The sequence below is a fragment of the Methylobacter psychrophilus genome, from assembly GCF_025583945.1.
GTDB classification, from domain to species: Bacteria; Pseudomonadota; Gammaproteobacteria; order Methylococcales; family Methylomonadaceae; genus Methylobacter_C; species Methylobacter_C psychrophilus.
This window is the reverse complement of sequence record NZ_JAOEGU010000004.1, coordinates 140,577-158,306: the sequence shown is the minus strand read 5'-3', so window position 1 is coordinate 158,306 and position 17,730 is coordinate 140,577. Positions and strand designations below refer to the sequence as shown.

Annotated in this window: 20 protein-coding genes; 7 read left to right on the top strand and 13 right to left on the bottom strand. The window is 44.2% G+C overall.

What is annotated here, in order from left to right:
* Positions 1 to 33: 33 nt before the first annotated feature.
* The 12 genes from tolA to serA all read right to left on the bottom strand — a co-directional run bounded on the left by tolA (position 34) and on the right by serA (position 10,169).
* On the bottom strand, positions 34 to 1,155 hold the full coding sequence (gene tolA / locus N7974_RS03810) for a cell envelope integrity protein TolA (protein ID WP_262964327.1): 1,122 nt from the start codon (positions 1,153 to 1,155) through the stop codon (positions 34 to 36).
* A gap of 6 nt (positions 1,156 to 1,161) precedes the next feature.
* Positions 1,162 to 1,596 carry a protein TolR gene (gene tolR / locus N7974_RS03805; protein WP_262964326.1) on the bottom strand — a complete coding sequence of 145 codons (435 nt, stop codon included), beginning with the start codon at positions 1,594 to 1,596 and terminating at the stop codon, positions 1,162 to 1,164.
* Positions 1,593 to 2,270: a protein TolQ gene (gene tolQ, locus N7974_RS03800; protein WP_243221117.1), complete on the bottom strand. Its 678-nt coding sequence runs from the start codon at positions 2,268 to 2,270 to the stop codon at positions 1,593 to 1,595. Before tolQ ends, tolR begins: the two co-directional genes overlap by 4 nt.
* Complete coding sequence (gene ybgC / locus N7974_RS03795) at positions 2,260 to 2,664, bottom strand: tol-pal system-associated acyl-CoA thioesterase (protein WP_262964347.1); 405 nt, start codon at positions 2,662 to 2,664, stop codon at positions 2,260 to 2,262. The genes tolQ and ybgC overlap by 11 nt, the downstream gene beginning before the upstream one ends.
* 86 nt (positions 2,665 to 2,750) lie before the next feature.
* Positions 2,751 to 3,782, bottom strand: coding sequence for a Holliday junction branch migration DNA helicase RuvB (gene ruvB / locus N7974_RS03790; RefSeq protein ID WP_262964346.1), 1,032 nt, complete (start codon positions 3,780 to 3,782; stop codon positions 2,751 to 2,753).
* The gene (ruvA, locus tag N7974_RS03785) at positions 3,782 to 4,387 is read right to left on the bottom strand and encodes a Holliday junction branch migration protein RuvA (protein WP_262964325.1); all 606 of its coding nucleotides are present in this window, start codon (positions 4,385 to 4,387) and stop codon (positions 3,782 to 3,784) included. Before ruvA ends, ruvB begins: the two co-directional genes overlap by 1 nt.
* The gene (gene ruvC / locus N7974_RS03780) at positions 4,384 to 4,884 is read right to left on the bottom strand and encodes a crossover junction endodeoxyribonuclease RuvC (protein ID WP_262964324.1); all 501 of its coding nucleotides are present in this window, start codon (positions 4,882 to 4,884) and stop codon (positions 4,384 to 4,386) included. Before ruvC ends, ruvA begins: the two co-directional genes overlap by 4 nt.
* Before the next feature lie 91 nt (positions 4,885 to 4,975).
* Positions 4,976 to 5,200, bottom strand: coding sequence for a hypothetical protein (locus N7974_RS03775; RefSeq protein WP_262964323.1), 225 nt, complete (start codon positions 5,198 to 5,200; stop codon positions 4,976 to 4,978).
* A 51-nt stretch (positions 5,201 to 5,251) separates the two neighbouring features.
* Positions 5,252 to 6,919 (bottom strand): DUF262 domain-containing protein, encoded by a 1,668-nt coding sequence (locus N7974_RS03770; protein ID WP_262964322.1) that lies wholly within the window; start codon positions 6,917 to 6,919, stop codon positions 5,252 to 5,254.
* A gap of 95 nt (positions 6,920 to 7,014) precedes the next feature.
* Positions 7,015 to 7,764, bottom strand: a complete 750-nt coding sequence (locus tag N7974_RS03765; protein ID WP_262964321.1) for a YebC/PmpR family DNA-binding transcriptional regulator — start codon at positions 7,762 to 7,764, stop codon at positions 7,015 to 7,017.
* A 186-nt stretch (positions 7,765 to 7,950) separates the two neighbouring features.
* Positions 7,951 to 8,589 (bottom strand): HAD-IB family phosphatase, encoded by a 639-nt coding sequence (locus N7974_RS03760; RefSeq protein WP_243221110.1) that lies wholly within the window; start codon positions 8,587 to 8,589, stop codon positions 7,951 to 7,953.
* Positions 8,586 to 10,169, bottom strand: coding sequence for a phosphoglycerate dehydrogenase (gene serA / locus N7974_RS03755; protein ID WP_262964320.1), 1,584 nt, complete (start codon positions 10,167 to 10,169; stop codon positions 8,586 to 8,588). Before serA ends, N7974_RS03760 begins: the two co-directional genes overlap by 4 nt.
* A gap of 93 nt (positions 10,170 to 10,262) precedes the next feature.
* Between serA and N7974_RS03750 the strand changes: the two genes are divergently transcribed.
* Positions 10,263 to 10,787 carry a peroxiredoxin family protein gene (locus tag N7974_RS03750; RefSeq protein WP_262964319.1) on the top strand — a complete coding sequence of 175 codons (525 nt, stop codon included), beginning with the start codon at positions 10,263 to 10,265 and terminating at the stop codon, positions 10,785 to 10,787.
* A gap of 3 nt (positions 10,788 to 10,790) precedes the next feature.
* The gene (gene hemJ / locus N7974_RS03745) at positions 10,791 to 11,216 is read left to right on the top strand and encodes a protoporphyrinogen oxidase HemJ (protein ID WP_243221107.1); all 426 of its coding nucleotides are present in this window, start codon (positions 10,791 to 10,793) and stop codon (positions 11,214 to 11,216) included.
* A 117-nt stretch (positions 11,217 to 11,333) separates the two neighbouring features.
* Here hemJ and N7974_RS03740 read toward each other — a convergent pair whose 3' ends face one another.
* Entirely contained in the window at positions 11,334 to 12,143 is an 810-nt protein-coding gene (locus N7974_RS03740) for a TOBE domain-containing protein (RefSeq protein WP_262964318.1), read from the bottom strand.
* Positions 12,144 to 12,519: 376 nt separating this feature from the next.
* Between N7974_RS03740 and N7974_RS03735 the strand changes: the two genes are divergently transcribed.
* From N7974_RS03735 to modC, 5 genes are all read left to right on the top strand, one after another.
* A complete protein-coding gene (locus N7974_RS03735; RefSeq protein ID WP_262964317.1) occupies positions 12,520 to 12,948 on the top strand; it encodes a TOBE domain-containing protein in 429 nt (142 codons plus the stop codon).
* Positions 12,949 to 13,388: 440 nt separating this feature from the next.
* On the top strand, positions 13,389 to 14,909 hold the full coding sequence (locus N7974_RS03730; RefSeq protein WP_262964316.1) for an alginate export family protein: 1,521 nt from the start codon (positions 13,389 to 13,391) through the stop codon (positions 14,907 to 14,909).
* An 82-nt stretch (positions 14,910 to 14,991) separates the two neighbouring features.
* Positions 14,992 to 15,756, top strand: a complete 765-nt coding sequence (modA, locus tag N7974_RS03725; RefSeq protein ID WP_262964315.1) for a molybdate ABC transporter substrate-binding protein — start codon at positions 14,992 to 14,994, stop codon at positions 15,754 to 15,756.
* A 154-nt stretch (positions 15,757 to 15,910) separates the two neighbouring features.
* Positions 15,911 to 16,597, top strand: coding sequence for a molybdate ABC transporter permease subunit (gene modB / locus N7974_RS03720; RefSeq protein WP_262964314.1), 687 nt, complete (start codon positions 15,911 to 15,913; stop codon positions 16,595 to 16,597).
* Positions 16,594 to 17,673 carry a molybdenum ABC transporter ATP-binding protein gene (modC, locus tag N7974_RS03715; RefSeq protein ID WP_262964313.1) on the top strand — a complete coding sequence of 360 codons (1,080 nt, stop codon included), beginning with the start codon at positions 16,594 to 16,596 and terminating at the stop codon, positions 17,671 to 17,673. Before modB ends, modC begins: the two co-directional genes overlap by 4 nt.
* Positions 17,674 to 17,730 lie beyond the last annotated feature (57 nt).

The following is a 17,730-nucleotide window of genomic DNA, read 5'->3' as shown; positions in this document are numbered from 1 at the left end:
AAAAACCAACCTATTGTAAAAGTAATTCTTTAATTATTTTGGATTAAACAAAAACTGAAATGATCTAAATTCTCTGGAAAATAGCTCTTTATCTTTCGGCACAGGTAGCGGCGATGCTTTGTTAACCGCATTTTCTGCTGACCTGTCAAAAATCTCATCGCCACTACTGGAAACAACTTCGGCATCTATCACGGTACCATCAGACATTAATCTAACCCGGATTGTGCACTTTAAACCCTCCGTAGCAGATATGGGCCGAATCCAGCTTCGATTTACTTTTTGCTGGATGGCAAGTTTTGCCTGTGCAGCTTCTGTCGCTGACGCAGATGCTTTGGCTTTTGCAGCTTCAGCCTTGGCTTGCACAGCAGCTTGTGCGGCCGCCTCAGCCTTTGCTTGTGCAGCTGCCTCGGCTTTTGCTTGTGCAGCAGCTTCGGCTTCGGCTTTCGCCTGCTTGGCGGCCTCCGCTTTCGCTTGTGCAGCTGCTTCTGCTTTGGCTTGTGCAGCAGCTTCTGCTTTAGCCTGTTTGGCAGCCTCAGCCTTCGCTTGAGAAGCAGCCTCAGCTTTGGCCTGTGCCGCAGCTTCTGCTTTCGCCTGTTTGGCCGCATCGGCTTTGGCTTGTTCGGCAGCTTCCGCTTTTGCCTGTTTAGCTGCATCGGCTTTGGCCTGTTCGGCGGCTTCCGCTTTCGCCTGTTTAGCCGCATCGGCTTTGGCTTGTTCGGCGACTTCGGCTTTCGCCTGCTTGGCGGCATCGGCTTTCGCCTGTTTGGCCGCATCGGCTTTGGCTTGTTCGGCGGCTTCCGCTTTCGCCTGCTTCGCAGCATCGGCTTTGGCTTGCTCGGCGGCGTCCGCTTTCGCCTGCTTCTCAGCATCCGCTTTGGCTTGTTCCGCTAAAGCAGTTTTTTCCTTCGATTCTACAGCCTCAAGCTGTTCTTTTGCGGCTGGTTTTTTTACCTCTTTGGCATTTTTTATGACCGCTGCTTCTTCCTGCAAACTGGCGGTATCAATCATTGTCGCGTGGATAATTTCCGAGACAGGCTTAGGTTCTTCTTTTACTTCCGGCTTGTATAATGCACTTAATACAAATAGACCCAAAAGCGTAAAATGTAAAACCAATGCCAGTAAAAATGGCCATGTAAATCTTTTTTGCTTATCCATTTAAATCTATTTTTCTTCCGGCTTGGTCATTAACCCCACAGTAGGCACACCGGCATTTTTTAATGCCGCCATCACTGTAACTACCGTGCCATAACTCACACCTTTATCCGCATTAATCAGTACTTGGGTTTTTGGTTTATTAATCAATATCGCAGCTACCCGGGAATTTATCTCTTCAGGTAATACAGGCTCATCATCCTGACTATCAGACTTGATATAAAACTGGCCCTGTTCTTTAATTGAAATAACAATAGGTGGATTATTGCCGTCACCTTCCGACTCTACCGTTTTGGATTCAGCTTGCGGAAGATCAACTTCTACACCGGTCTGCAACATGGGTGTCGTAATCATAAAAATAATAAGCAATACCAAGGTTACATCAATGTAGGGAACCACATTGATTTCTGCCATTGGTTTTCTGCGTCCGTGTTTCCTGCTCATTTGCTATGCGCCTGTCTTTGCAACAACACGACAAATTCCTCAACAAATAATTCATAACGGCCTGTCAGCCGATCCAATCGGGTAGAAAATCGGTTATAAGCGACTACTGCAGGTATCGCGGCAAACAAACCAATGGCCGTTGCAATCAACGCTTCGGCAATACCTGGTGCGACCTGCGCCAGTGTCGCTTGCTTAACACTGCCGAGCGACATGAAAGAATTCATAATTCCCCATACCGTACCAAATAAACCGACATAAGGACTGGTAGATCCGACCGTAGCAAGAAAGGCCAAATGTTCGTCCAATCGATCCAGTTCACGCGATAACTCGATACGCATAACTCGCTGCGCACTTTCGACTTGCACTGCCGGTTCAACATTACCCGTTTGGCGCATCCGCGAAAATTCTTTATATCCCGCCAAAAATATCTTCTCTATACCTTCTGGCTCAAAATCCTTTGCGGCCAGTTTTCTATAGAGATCGGCCAGGGCAACGCCTGACCAAAATTGTTCTTCAAACTCGTCAGTAATGCCAATCGCCTGATTAAGCTCCTTGCGTTTGGAAAAGATAAACGTCCATGATGCCAGTGATGCTATTAACAGCAACACCATGACAAATTGAACAACAAAACTGGCTTCTTTGATTAAATGGAAAATGGATAAATCAGTGTTCATTCTTTAACAGCTCTAGTAAGTTTTCAGGAATTGCTTTAGGACGCATGCTTTTAGCGTCCAAACAGGCGATACGAATGATGCCTTTACATAAAACATCATCACCTCGTGTAATCAGTTGTTCAAAAATCAGGCTGGCTTTTTTAACGATCGTTACCTCTGCACTTACCTGGATTTGTTCATTAAATCGGGCAGAATGAAGATAATCAATCTGCACGGAACGAACAACAAAAATAATGCTGTCATTGACCATGAGCTCATCCTGCTCATAACCCATTGCCCTGAGCATTTCTGTTCTTGCCCGTTCAAAAAAATTGAGATAATTAGCGTGATACACCACGCCACCGGCATCAGTGTCTTCATAATAAACACGGATTGGCCAGATAAATTTTTTAATATGCATGGTTGACGATTAATGTGCAAAGATTGGGTTGCTCAGAATGCATACTTTATACGGTAAAGACATGCAGGGCGTTTCCTGGATTAGTCCAGAAAATCACCAGGATCACCTGTTTGTTTCGGTAGCGGCAAACCAAAATGCAAATAAGCATTCCGGGTAACAACACGTCCACGGGGTGTCCGCATAATAAACCCTTGTTGCAACAAATACGGCTCCAGGACATCTTCAATAGTGCCACGTTCTTCACTGATAGCCGCTGCCAACGTATCAAGACCTACCGGACCACCGTCAAAATTTTCAATCATCGTCATCAGTAACTTACGATCCAATGCGTCAAAGCCGTTACTATCCACTCTCAACATGTCCAGAGCCTGAATGGATACTTGTTCGGTAATGCTGCCATTACCTTTTACTTCAGCATAGTCCCGCACCCGCCGCAATAATCGGTTGGCAATTCTGGGCGTACCGCGAGAGCGGCGAGCAATCTCATACGCGCCCTTTTCTTCCATGGTAATACCCAAAACTTTAGCGGAGCGTATAGCAATACTGGCCAACTCATCAACCGCGTAAAATTCCAGTCGTTGTACAATACCAAAGCGATCACGTAACGGCGAAGTCAGCAAACCAGCGCGGGTCGTTGCGCCAACCAGCGTAAAAGGCGGTAAGTCCAGTTTGATTGAGCGGGCTGCAGGCCCTTCACCAATCATAAGATCCAGCTGATAATCTTCCATGGCCGGATATAAAATTTCTTCAACTGCGGGACTTAAGCGATGAATTTCATCAATAAATAACACGTCATGAGGCTCAAGGTTAGTCAGCAAAGCGGCAAGATCACCCGCCTTATCCAATACAGGCCCTGAAGTCTGACGAATTTTAACACACATTTCCGCTGCGATGATATTGGCCAGCGTTGTTTTACCCAATCCTGGCGGACCAAAAATCAATACATGATCCAAAGCTTCCTTTCTGGCCGTTGCTGCCTGGATAAAAATCTCCATCTGTGCGCACAATTCTTTCTGTCCGATATATTCAGTCAGGCGCTTGGGTCGAATGGCGCGATCTTGCCGTTCTTCATCAGTATTACCGCGAGCTGTTATCAGTCGATCACTTTCAATCATCTCAGCGCGCCTTGCAATGCCAGCCTGATAATGTCTTCACAGCTTTTACCTTCAATACTAATGTTTTGCACCATTTTGCTGGCATCCAGTGGCTTATAGCCCAAGGAACACAAAGCACTCACTGCTTCCTGTTTTGGATTGCCAATTACTGATTTAGTCATACCGGCTTTATCAGTATTAACTATCGTCGAGTCAATTAAATCCGGTAATTTATCACGCATTTCAACAACCAAGCGTTCTGCTGTTTTTTTGCCAACACCAGGCAAACGCACCAAGGCCAACGTATCGTTATCATTAATGCAGCGATGAAATTCTTCTGCACTCTGTCCTGATAAAATCGTTAAGGCCAGCTTGGGGCCGACACCATTAACCTTAATTAGCGTTCTGAATAACGTGCGATCCGCTTCATTAGAAAAGCCGAATAAAATATGTGCATCTTCGCGGACGACCAGATGGGTATGTAACTTTATTTCTTCGTTAATGGCAGGTAAGTCATAAAAAGTCGTCATCGGTGCCTCTACTTCATAACCAACACCGTGGACATCCAACACTAAAAAAGGCGGTGCTTTATGAACCAATATACCGCGTAAAAAACCGATCATCTCGACACGCCTTGCTTGGCAAGCATGATTGCCGTTTGCTGATAATTGGCATGACAAATTGCGATACCCAAGGCATCACTGGCATCCAACGATAATTCGCCTTGGACATTTAACAACATTTTTACCATGTGTTGAACCTGAATTTTATCGGCAGCACCTTTCCCTACCACCGCTTGCTTGACTTGACGTGCTGCATATTCAAATACCGGTATTACTTTGGTTTGCACAGCACAAATTGCAGCGCCACGCGCCTGCCCCAGCTTAAGTGCCGAATCTGCATTTTTGTGCATAAAGACTTGTTCTATAGCCATTTGATCAGGCTGATAGTTATCAACAATTTCCAAGATTCCGTCAAAAATTTGTTTGAGCCGATCCGGAAAGTAATCCGCTTTAATCCGAATACTGCCACTGGCTATATACTTATAGCCTCGTGGCGATTCTTCTATAATTCCGTATCCGGTTAATCTTGAACCGGGATCTATCCCTAAAATTCTCATTTATTATTAATTAGTGGTAGGGTGCACTATGCGCACCATTTTGCTGGCTTATTGATTAACAAACGCACCAGCACATTTGTATCAACTGCAATCATAAACTCCCGCCGCGTTCTTTTATTGCTTCATCCATTTGTTCCAAGGTAATACCCTGTAGCGCCTGTAAAATGCCGCAAGCCTGTTTAACCTCTGCCAAAGTATGACGTTTAGACGAGGTTTGTTTAACCGTCTGCATATGTAAATAATCTAAATAATCTGCCAGTTTTTCAGGTTCTGATAACAGTGCTTTAATTGACTGGTATTCTTCAAAATCAATCATTGAAAAATTAACTCGGTCGAGTTGGTGATAGCATAACCTACGGGATGCGTCTTACTGCGTTGTAATGTCAAAATACTGTTTAGCAAAGTCAGATATTTTTTTATGTCTTTCGGCAATTTCAGTTTCTGTCCATTGGGATTTTTCTCTTATTTCCGTATAGCTTGATAAAGCGGTATCTTGGAATAATTCACTTTTCTTCTCAAAGGATTTGTTCCCAAACTTACTATTCTGGCTTTGTGTCAACAATGCCAAATTACCCGCTTTATGCAAATGATTTTTCTTAAAATCTTCCGTGTATTCTTCATTGATCGGATTTTGAGGTTTAATATGCTCAATGGTGTAACTGTTGTATAGCTCTTTATCCAACAATGCTCCCGAACGATTTTTTAGTCTTTGACTGTTTTCGTATTGCCACAACACAAATCTAATTGTACTTCTGTCGTAGTGATGGTTTCGATCGTCAAAATACTTCGGAATTATGTTCTTAAAATGGTCTTCGTTGTTCCAATACCATTGAAAGCCTTCTTCTGTTGCTTTCCTTATGCCCCGATACAAGCAATCAAGACTGTATCCATCCTTTTGATTAAAATAGAGTTTTGCGTATTTTGGTAAAGCGTCTGTTTTGTAATTGCCTAATTTAAGCTTGAAGCAAAGAATTTCTAGCAGCTTTAAAATTCGTTTATAAGTCTCTCCTGAAACTTCACCTTTGTAAAAAAGTGTAAGCAATACCAATTTCCAATTTGCTTCATTACCAACAAAGAAGAGATTTATAATTTCTGTTTTATTTTTACTACTTACTATACTTTTTGCGCTGTGTGTAAGCTCTACAAGGTTTTCAAAGAAAAGCTTTATCCATCTACTCTTGTTTTGTTCCTTGCTCAAACGTTCTTTTATTGCTTTGATATTGCCATCTATGTTGAAGAATAAGTTGCAGTAATTGTCTAAAATCTCGTTCTCTGAAAAATAACCTTCAACCGCTTCCATGTATCTGTATGTTTTTGAAATTACGCTTTGGATTTCCGTAATGTCGTTATTTGCTTGGTTAGAGTCTGTACTTTGAATATAAATCTGGTGCATTAAGTAGGCTTTGATTACTTCAAAACGTGATAACTCCTTACCACGATTGTTCTGGTATTCAAAAACTTGTGTTGCCTCAATTTTATTTAATATGAAAAATGTGCTTATGACTGCATTTTCTAAAGTTGCTTGTATCTGTTTAAGGTTATCAACATCGAGCTTACTTAATTCTTGCTCAAAAAAGATAAAGGCTTCAATAATTCGTCTTTGTGAAATTGTTTCAGTACTATCAATTGCAGATATAAGGTGCTTTTGAGTGATTTTTTTGAAAATCACTTGATCGTCATCAATTGTTTTAAATACATCGGTTAAATATGTTGATCTAATAGTTTCGGAATTTTCTCCTTGAGTATTTAAAATCTTGGCAATAGCTGAAAGGAACAATATAGTCGTTGTAAGTCTTTGTTGTCCATCGATAATAAAAAGCACATTACCATCTCTCTCAAACAAAAACTGCCCTAAATAATATGTTTTTCCTTCTTGCTCTAAAAGGTCATCAAGGAATTGAGAACAATGTTGTTTTGTTTCCCAACTATAAGCTCTTTGATAAGCAGGAATTCTAATACAATTTGAACCATTAAAAAGTTGTTGAATATTTTGTGCTACATTTTTTTCTTCCGTTGTAACTGTATTCTCTGTCATAGAGTGACCCTCCTAATAGCTTTAAAGTCAGTATATAACCCAAGACTTGCCGCTTCAGACCTGGTAAGCAAAAAATCATTACCCACACGCACCACTTATAAATCCAACCCAGCCATAATTTCGTCACTGATATCGGCATTGGAATAAACATCTTGCACATCGTCAAGATCTTCCAGGCGATCTATTAAGTGCAGCATTTTTTCTGCATCATCGGCATCGAGTTCAGCCTGGATGGTTGCTTGCATGGTGACTTCAGAACTGTCCGGCTCAAAGCCTGCCGCAATCAGGGCATCTTTTACCGTTAAATACATTTCAGGAGTTGTCATTACATCAACGGCACCATCATCATAGCTAATCACATCTTCTGCACCAACTTCCAGGGCAGCGTCCATCAACGCATCTTCATCAACAGAAGGAGCGTAACTTAAGATACCGACTTTATTAAACAGATAGGCAACCGAGCCATCCGTACCCAAATTACCACCCGCTTTGGCAAAGGCATGACGAACTTCAGCAACAGTGCGGTTACGATTATCGGTTAAACAATCAACGATAACCGCTGTACCGCCAGGGCCATAACCTTCATAACGGATATTTTCATAATTAACACCTTCCAGCGCACCGGCGGCTTTTTTAATGGCGGTATCAATAGTATCGCGGCGCATATTTGCACTCAAGGCCTTATCAACTGCGGTGCGTAAACTTGGATTACTGGCGGCATCAGGGCCGCTGGCTTTAACTGCGACAGTAATCTCCCGCATGACTTTGGTAAAAATCTTACCGCGCTTGGCGTCCTGCCCGGCTTTGCGATGCTTGATATTCGCCCATTTACTATGTCCAGCCATTGTTTCTCTCTTTAAAAATTAGTGTGTGTTTAGGAATAAAGGCTACCAAGCCAGAACAGATAATATCCCCTTGAAGGCATAGAATCTGTAAGAACACACCGTTTTTTATCTTAGCCTTTCTTCGTGTACTTCGTGTCTTCGTGGTGTGCTCTTTCAACAGCTTGTGTAATGCTTATCGACGGAAGCTTATAAAATATGCTCTAAAACCGAAAGCAAGCTAGGTTCCGTGGTATAAAAATCAGCTAATTCACGAACAATCGCTCTATCGACTACCCCGCCAAACCCCAGCACATAAGCGCCAGCCTGTTTGGCCTCCAGATCGGTTTTGCCGTCACCGATCATTGCCAGTGAACCTTGCGCTTTAAGACTGCCGACAATGACAGCTTTGCCACCCGTTCTGGCCAATGGCGAGTTCAAATCATAGTGACCGTAACTGCCATCTTCGTTGAAATAAACATCAACCGCATGTACATGACTTTCCGGTAAGCCCAAGTGCTTTGCCAACGGCAAGATAGCTTGACGCAAGCCACCACTGATAATATGCACGGTTTTATCTTGAGCCAACAAAGCCGCAAAGACCTCTTTAACGCCATCGACTATTTCGGCAATATATAAATCAGCCAACCAGTCGATACTGTTTTGGTCCGGCCGAATAAGCGACAGACGTTTTTCATAAACCGCTTCCAAAGGCACAATTCCATTCATTGCCGCATCGGTCAGCTTGGACATTTCTTCACCCAAACCAACCCGACGGGCAAGCTCGTCTATACCTTCTATTTTGCTTAAGGTACTGTCGCAGTCAAAACATATAACATCAAAATTCATAACGTAATCTGGGTCGCCTGATGCACGGCAGCAATGCCGCACAATTGTTTTAATAAAGCATCGGTTAATGGCTCCGACACACTGATGACAGCCATCGCCTGCTGCAAACCATCTGCTGTACTGACTTGCATGCGGGTAATATTGATATTGGCATTACCCAATAGTGTACTGATTGCCGAAATTACACCGGGCTTATCATCATGTCGGGTAATTAATAAGGTTCCTTCCGGCACAACTTCAATATCAAAATGATTGATACAAACCAAACGCGGTTGACGACCACCCAATAACGCACCCGACAAGGTAATGCTCTGGTCTGCACAATGCCCGGTTACTTTAATCAATGACACATAATCCTGCGATTCTTGGGTAACTGATTCAACCAGCGTAATGCCCTGGCGTTTGGCAATATTCTCGGCATTAACGCGGTTAACCGGCGTAGAAACATTACCACTTAAGACACCGATCAACGCCGCAACGGATACCGGACGCACTGCCACTTCAGCAGCCCGGCCAAATAAAGCCACCTCTATTTTTTCCAGGGGTTGGGTTACCAAATCGACCAGTATCTTGCCTAAGATCGTGGCAAGATTCATAAATTCATGCGCTTTTTTTAACTCTTCCGCCGACAATCTGGGCAAGTTCAAGGCATTAACCGCCTCACCCGTCTTCAGAAACATCACCGCCTGCCTGGCAATTTCCACGCTCACCGCCACTTGCGCTTCAGTGGTTGACGCGCCCAAATGTGGCGTGAAAACAATATTATCCAGCTCCAGCAAGGGCGAATTTACCGGAGGTTCATTTTCATAAACATCCAGAGCCGCTCCGGCAATCCGGTCATTCTTTAAAGCGTCATATAATGCAGCTTCATCAATCAAGCCACCTCTGGCACAGTTGATGATCATGGCTTCTTTCTTCATCATCGCTAACTGGGCGCTACCGATAACATGATGGGTTTTTTCAAAAAGCGGACAATGTAAAGTAAGATAATCGGCACGCATTACTAATTCATCCAGACTGACGGATTCGACACCCAAGCTTGCAAATATTTCTGGCGCAACAAACGGATCATAAGCGATAACATCCATTTTCAAGCCCAAACCACGCTGCGAAACAATTCGCCCGATGGTACCAAAGCCCAGTATCGCCAAGGTCTTGTGAGCGACTTCCGAACCCATCAATTTGGATCGCTCCCATTTACCGGCGCGAATAGAGCGATCTGCGGTAGGCAAATGTCGACTCAGTGACATTAAATGTGCAATAGCCAGTTCAGCCGTGGTCGTCGCATTGGCATCAGGCGTATTCATGACGATAATACCCAGTTCGGTTGCTTCCGGAATGTCGACATTATCAACACCAATACCGGCACGACCGATTAATTTTAAACGTTTGGCGGCATGCAATACAGCCGGGGTAACCTGGGTATCACTGCGAATCAATAAGGCATCATAATCGCCGATAATTTTACAAAGCCCTTCTTCATTAAGTCCCGTCTCGATATGTATTTTTATACCTGACTGTTCATTTAAATAATTAATACCAGCTTCTGCTAATTTGTCGGAAATAAGAATTTTTTTCATGGCATTATTGATTAAAAAGATTACCCGTTAAAAAATACACAGTCTAACAGCTTTGCTATAATCCCGATATTGCCAAGTGAGACATTAACGCAAATGCCCGAACAATCGCCTTCCCTTACTGTAAAGACTCGATTTATTTTATTGGTCACCTTATTAATACTGCTGGTATTTATTTTGGTAAGCGTCATCAATCGCACCGCTATCCAAGCGCCCGATGTGACATTCACGAGCATTACCGGTAAAAAAATTGCCTTAAAAGAGTTACGCGGTAAACCGGTTATCATCACTTTCTGGGCAACCGATTGTCCGGGCTGTATAAAAGAGATTCCCCACTTGATTGATCTTTATACACAATATCACCAGCAAGGCCTTGAAATTATAGCGGTTGCCATGTCTTACGACCCACCTAATCATGTCATTAACCTGACTGGAAACCGGCAACTGCCTTATCATGTCGCACTGGACTTAACAGCCGAACACGCTCAGGCCTTTGGCGATATACAATTAACACCCAGCACATTTTTAATTAGCCCGGACGGATTGATTGCCCTAAAAAAAACCGGCATGTTTGATCCCGCGGAAATAAAAACCCTTATTGAAACATTTATAAAAGGATAAGCCATGCTCTGGTTAAAAGCACTGCACTTGATTTTTATGGTCACCTGGTTTGCCGGTCTTTTTTATCTGCCACGCCTGTATGTTTATCATGCCATGAGTTCTGATGAAATTAGCAATGAACGTTTTAAAGTAATGGAACGTAAACTGTTTTACGGCATTATGACGCCGGGCATGATAGTGACATTTATATTTGGTATCTGGATGCTGACTGATTATGCGTGGGGACTTTATTCTGCCAGTGGCTGGCTACATGCAAAATTAACGCTGCTTGCACTCGCACTGGTTTATCACTACTTTTGCGGCGTGTGGCTTGCCGACTTTAAACATGACCGCAATCAGCACAGCCATGTTTATTACCGCTGGATGAATGAAGTACCGGTATTGTTTTTGGTGGGCATTATCATTTTGGCGGTGGTTAAACCTTTTTAAAATATAGTCTTTCAGAAATTAAATTTCTAATTCACGTCGGTGTAAGCTCATACAGATAACATCCCTTGAAGGGATGGTATCTGTTAACATCGAAATTATTTATCTGAAAATGGATAGCTATATCGCGCCAATTATCACGGCATTGCTTTTAAAAACGGTACAGGCCGAAATACCCGGCTTCAAACCTAATGTTTCTGCACTGGCTTGGGTTATGGTGGCAACAAGACTATCGCCACTGGGCAGATTAATCACAACCTCGGCATCAACGCCGTCATATTGCATACGAATCACCGTACCGCGCAGACAGTTTCGCGCTGACAAAACGTAGCTATTCGGATCGGTGATGACAATAATCTCGGGATCATTAATTAGTAGCACTACATCGCCACCGATACCGAGTTCAAGGTGTTTAAGCTCAGTCAAAGTCAGGGTAGCCACAAGCTGTTCGCCACCTTTTAATTCAACCAATACTTCGGCATTAACCGCACCATTTTGAATGGCGGTAATGGTGCCAAACAGCTGATTGGTTGCACTGGTTTTGATCACCAAGCGCTTAAGCAGCATTTGCACATCAGGATCGTTGACCAAACCCTGATTGAGTTGCTGTAAAAATTGCTCATGCTGCTGTTCCAGTCGGGTAAACAACTGCAGCAGCGATTGACCAGCGGTGGTCAGGCAAGTACCACCGCCTTTGCTGCCGCCGGTAGCGGTGCTAATCAACACTTTGGGAGCAAGATTATTGGCACGCTCGATTATCTGCCAGGCGCCTTTGTAGCTTAATCCTACTTGCTTGGCGGCCTGATTGATGGAGCCACTTTGCTCTATAGCCCTCAACAAGCCGATCATGCGACTATCCAGTCCACCGACCAGACGTAATTCGCCCTCAACCCAAGGCCTGGTTATACTGTCTTGCTGTTTTTTTGGCATTTCATTATCTAAGTTGTGAAGACTTAAAAGAGCCAAAATCCTTTTCAGCTCAAGCCTTGTTTCTTTTTCAGCAATAATTTGTTTCTAATTATCGTTATTTATTTTTATACATAACGTAATATACTAGATCTGGATCTTATCCTGAATATTGCCAACAAGTTTTATTTAAAAAAATCGATCAAGTGCCGATGCAAGGTTACTAGTGTAATTATAGGGCGCTCATGTTTCTACAAAGTAAATTTTTTACTGTTTCGCTTCTTAATCGAACAATTAGCCCAATTACCACTAACTTTAGCGATAATCGGAATATACCACTTAAGTATTCCCCTATTAATAGTGTTAGTATTAAGCCTAAGTCCAACCAATGAGAAATACTATGAAAACAAGTGCACGTAATCAATTTAGTGGAACCGTCAGTGAAGTACTTATCGGCACAGTCAACGCAGAAGTTCATATTGGCTTGAAGGGTGGAGAAATCATCGTAGCCTCAATTACCAAGGAATCTGCCGAAACTTTGAACATCAAGACCGGCACTGAAGTCATTGCCTTGGTCAAGGCTCCACAAATCATCATCGTCACTGATTTTGGCGGCTATCGTGTTTCTGCACGTAATCAGCTAACAGGCACGGTAACCCTGGTTAAACCTGGCGCAGTAAACACCGAAATCGACATTGAGTCAACGGGCGGCGAGCAAATTACTGCTACCGTTACCAACGACAGTGTCGAAACCCTGGGTTTGCGCAAAGGCCAAGCGGTCACCGCTATCTTTAAAGCAGGCGCCGTTATTCTGGCTGTCGCCAAATAATTTTACACAACTCAACTGTAATCCGGCTTTTTGTTACAGTTGGGTGGCCTTTACAATAGAGGTCACCATACTGCTGCAAATGAATGTAAAACTGCATACAAACCAATAGGCAATCGGCACCATATTGTCCTAAATAACCTGCCCGCTAAAGCCTCAGTCTTTATTTACCACCAAAGCCCTCTATTTATCCATCAAATCCATTTTATACAGACTTCATATTCAAACTGAAGAGCCTTTCAGGTTCTGTCATCTTTACATAATCAAGCCCTGCAATTATTTACCCACCAACAACAATCTATTTCCATTATCGTTATTTACTTTTATACATAACGAATTATAATGAAGTTGTTTTTATTACAGAGACTTATCTGAATAAGATCTGTTACATCGACGAAACAACATCGATGCGCCTTCCTAATGACACACTATCGGTGATTGTGATGCAACCAAGAAAAAATCAGGCAAGAGCTACTGTCAGCCGCGCACTTAAATTAATTATCGCCGGCGGCTTCTCTATAAGCGGCAACGATACCATTGAAGCAGCGGAAAAGAAAACTTACACTCGGGTACCCTTTGGTGCCTTCTCCAGTCAAATGGAAGATGCTTTGTTGGGATCAGATAAATATGAAAAACCGGTCTGGAATCTGCACGATACTTTGAAATTGCCAAATTGGCTGTCTGCAACACTCGAACAGCGCACCCGCTACGAAACCATGTCCGGATCTTTCAAAGCCAACAGTAAAGGCGGTGACCAGCAAATTCCACTACAAACCACGCTATGGCTGGAAGCTCGTTTAAGTTCATTCCGGCTTGGCACCGAGTTCATGGATGCCCGTGCATTGAATTCCGACAGTAGTACCGGTATGAATAACACCATGAGCAATACTTTGGATTTTTTACAAGGTTATGCAGCCTGGTCTGACCAAAATATATTATACAGCGGCTTAGGTGTTGAGGTTATTGCCGGCAGGCAAACCCTAAATTTCGGTAGCCGGCGGCTGGTGGCAAGGAATACCTTCCGCAACACCATCAATAGCTTTACCGGGATAAAGGTACGGGTGATCGATTACGGTAACTGGAAGTTCAACGGCTTTGCCAGCACACCGGTCAATCGACTCCCGACTTCTTCCTCCGGTCTGCTCGACAATGACCAGGTTTTCGACAGGGAAAATACCAACACCTGGTTTTCCGGTGGATTCCTTGAAATGAATGAACTGGGTTTGGGCATCAGCAGCGAGTTGTATTTGTATCATCTTGACGAAGGTAGCAGCACCAGCGTGCCGACCCGTCACCGCCGCTATTTTACGCCCGGTACGCGCTTTTTCAGCAAACCCGCCACGGCAGCAATTGACTTTCAACTGGAAACCATCGGTCAGTTCGGCACTGTACAGGAGACCACTGCACCTAACAGTAAAAATCTCAACCATAATGCCTGGTATCAACATGCTGATATCGGTTATACCATTGATATGCCATGGTCACCCCGCCTGGGGTTGGAATATGATTACGCCAGCGGCGACAAAAACCCAAAAGATAATCAAGACCAGCGTTTTGATACCCTTTACGGGGCCCGCCGTTTTGACTTTGGCCCCACCGGCATTTACGGCGCATTCTCTCGTGCCAACATCAACTCGCCCGGTTACCGTATCAACCTTGCGCCCCGTTCCGATGTGTCATTACAACTTGACCATCGTATATTCTGGTTGGCAGAGGCAACCGATTGTTGGGGCGGTGCCACCTGTAGCGGCACTAATTTTATTCTCCAGGACAAAACCGGTCGTAGCGGTAATAATGTCGGCTCACAGATTGATTTAATTGCGCGCTGGGATTTTAATAGCAGCCTGAATTTTGAAACCGGTTATACCCATTTATTTAAAGGCTCATTCGCCGAAAATGCGCCGCAAGCTCCAGCCCCTGTCGATGTCAATTACGTTTATATAGAAAGCATGCTGAGATTTTAAGCACAGCTTATGGAAATATACGGCCCTCGCCGATTGAGCAAGGCCTGCCAAGCCCATTTTTTATTTGCCCTGGAGATAGATCATGTCACTTAATGCTTGTTCACGCGCAGTCATACTGTCAATGTTGCTGCTATTTAGCCAAACCACTTGGGCAGCTACCGTGCTGGTCGCCGTTGCTGCCAATTTTAGCAAACCGATGACGGAAATAGCCGCCGAATTTGAAAAAGCGACCGGGCACAGCGCCCACTTATCATTTGGATCGTCGGGTAAATTTGTTTCGCAACTGGGAAATGGTGGTCCTTTTGAGATACTGTTATCAGCAGACGAAAAAGGTCCGCAGAAACTGGAACAAGACGGCTTTACTGTCCCGAACAGTCGTTTCGTCTACGCACAGGGCAGACTGGTTTTATGGTCGGCAAAACCCGGTTACATTGATGATCAAGGTAAAATTTTAACAACCGGCAACTTTAAGCATTTGGCCCTGGCTGATCCGAAACTGGCGCCTTATGGCGCTGCGGCCGTGGAGGTCTTGAAAAAACAAGGGCTGTTCGAGAAATTGCAACCCTTGTTCGTACAGGGTGAAAATATCGCGCAAACTTACCAGTTTATTAATACCGCTAACGCCGAATTAGGCTTTGTCGCCTTATCGCAAGTGATTGAAAACGGTAAAATTACTAACGGCTCAGGTTGGATTATTCCCGACAATGACCACACACCAATCCGCCAAGGTGCAGTTTTAATGAAGAAGGGTGCTGAAAATCCGGCTGCACCAGCCTTGCTAAATTACTTAAAATCCGCACCGGCATTGGCTATTATCAAAAAATACGGCTACGATTTACCTCAATAATAATTGACATTACTTTACTTTAAGCTGAAAACAATCACCACGAAGACACGAAGGTTTAAGAACGGTACCGATGCCGGTCGAGGTTTGCAAACCCTGTCACGTCTCAGGTGGTTTGTTCCAGACAGGTAACATCAAATAATATAAAGAGCCGCTCATGCTAACTTCTGCCGATCTCGATACACTTTTTTTAACCTTTAAAGTAGCCAGCTTAGCGACATTTTTAATGCTGTTGCTTGGTACTCCGCTGGCTTGGTGGCTGGCGCGGACGAATTCTGGCTGGAAAGGCTTAATCAATGCCGTCGTATCGTTGCCGCTGGTACTCCCACCGACGGTATTGGGCTTTTATTTGCTGGTATTGATGGGGCCTACGGGAGCCATTGGTGAATTGACCAGCTGGTTGGGATTGGGTACGTTACCGTTTACCTTTGCCGGATTGGTGGTGGCCTCGGTGTTGTATTCGATGCCGTTTGTTGTGCAACCTTTGCAGGCGGCGTTTACCAGCATTGGTGAGCAGCCGTTGGAAGCGGCGGCAACCTTGCGAGCCAGTCCTTTGGATACGTTTTTTAGCGTGGTTATACCGCTGGCGAAACCCGGATTTTTGACCGCCACCATTTTAGGCTTTACTCATACGGTCGGTGAATTTGGGGTCGTGCTGATGATTGGCGGTAATATTCCCAATAAAACCCGCGTGGTATCGGTGCAAATTTACAATCATGTCGAAGCGCTGGAATACAGCGAAGCGCACTGGCTGGCAGGTTGCTTGCTGGCGTTCTCGTTTGCCGTACTACTGACACTCTATACCGTATTAAAAACCCAACCTGTTACTCATCCACTGAAATGACGCAACCGATCACTGCCCGCTTCAAACTCAACTATGACGACTTTATCCTGGACGTCGACTTGCAACTTCCGGTCACCGGCATTACTGTATTGTTCGGCCATTCCGGATCAGGCAAAACTACCCTGCTACGCTGCATTGCCGGTCTGCAACACGCGCAGCAAGGCTTTCTGGAAATCAATGGTAAAGTCTGGCAAGACAGCCAGAAAAACCTGTTTTTGCCTACCCATAAACGGGCATTGGGTTATGTATTTCAGGAAGCCAATCTGTTTCCACATTTGACGGTAGCAGGAAACTTACAATTTGGTTTGAAGCGAATAACCAAAAAACCGGACGCTATCGATCTTCATCGTATTCTGGAATTGTTGGGTATCGGGCATTTACTTAAGCGCATGCCGGATCGATTGTCAGGCGGCGAAAGGCAGCGAGTTGCCATCGCCCGTGCCTTGGCTTTAAATCCGGAAATATTGCTGATGGATGAACCGCTGGCATCACTGGATTTTAAGCGCAAACAGGAAATCCTGCCGTTTTTAAGTCGACTGCATCAAGAACTAAATATTCCGGTTTTGTATGTTACCCACTCTCAACAGGAAGTTGCGCAACTGGCAGACACGCTGGTTATTCTGGAAGACGGAAAGGCACTGGCCTGTGGATTTCTTTCGGAAACGCTGAGTCGTCTCGACGTACCACTGGCACAAGACCGGGAAGCCTCCTCAGTTTGGCAAGTCACTATCATAGAACATGAAACCGACTATCATCTCACTCATGTCGCTTTTGCGGGTGGGACGCTCAGTTTGCCGATGATCGATGTCAAAATCGGTACTTCGTTACGTGTACAAATTTACGCACGCGATGTCAGCATTGCCCTTAAGGCAACGACTGGCACCAGTATTTTGAATGTGCTACCGGCAACCATCACCGGTCTTACTGATGATCGCAGCGGTCAGAGTGTCGTACGATTACAGGTTGGAAATCAGACACTGCTCGCGCACATAACCCGCAAATCAACAGTATCGCTTAACTTACAAATTGGCATCGCAGTTTATGTGCAGATTAAAGGTACATCGATATTGAATTAACGGCTGCCGACTTAAACCGGGACAGATACCATTTCTTCAAGAGTGGAATCTGTAAAA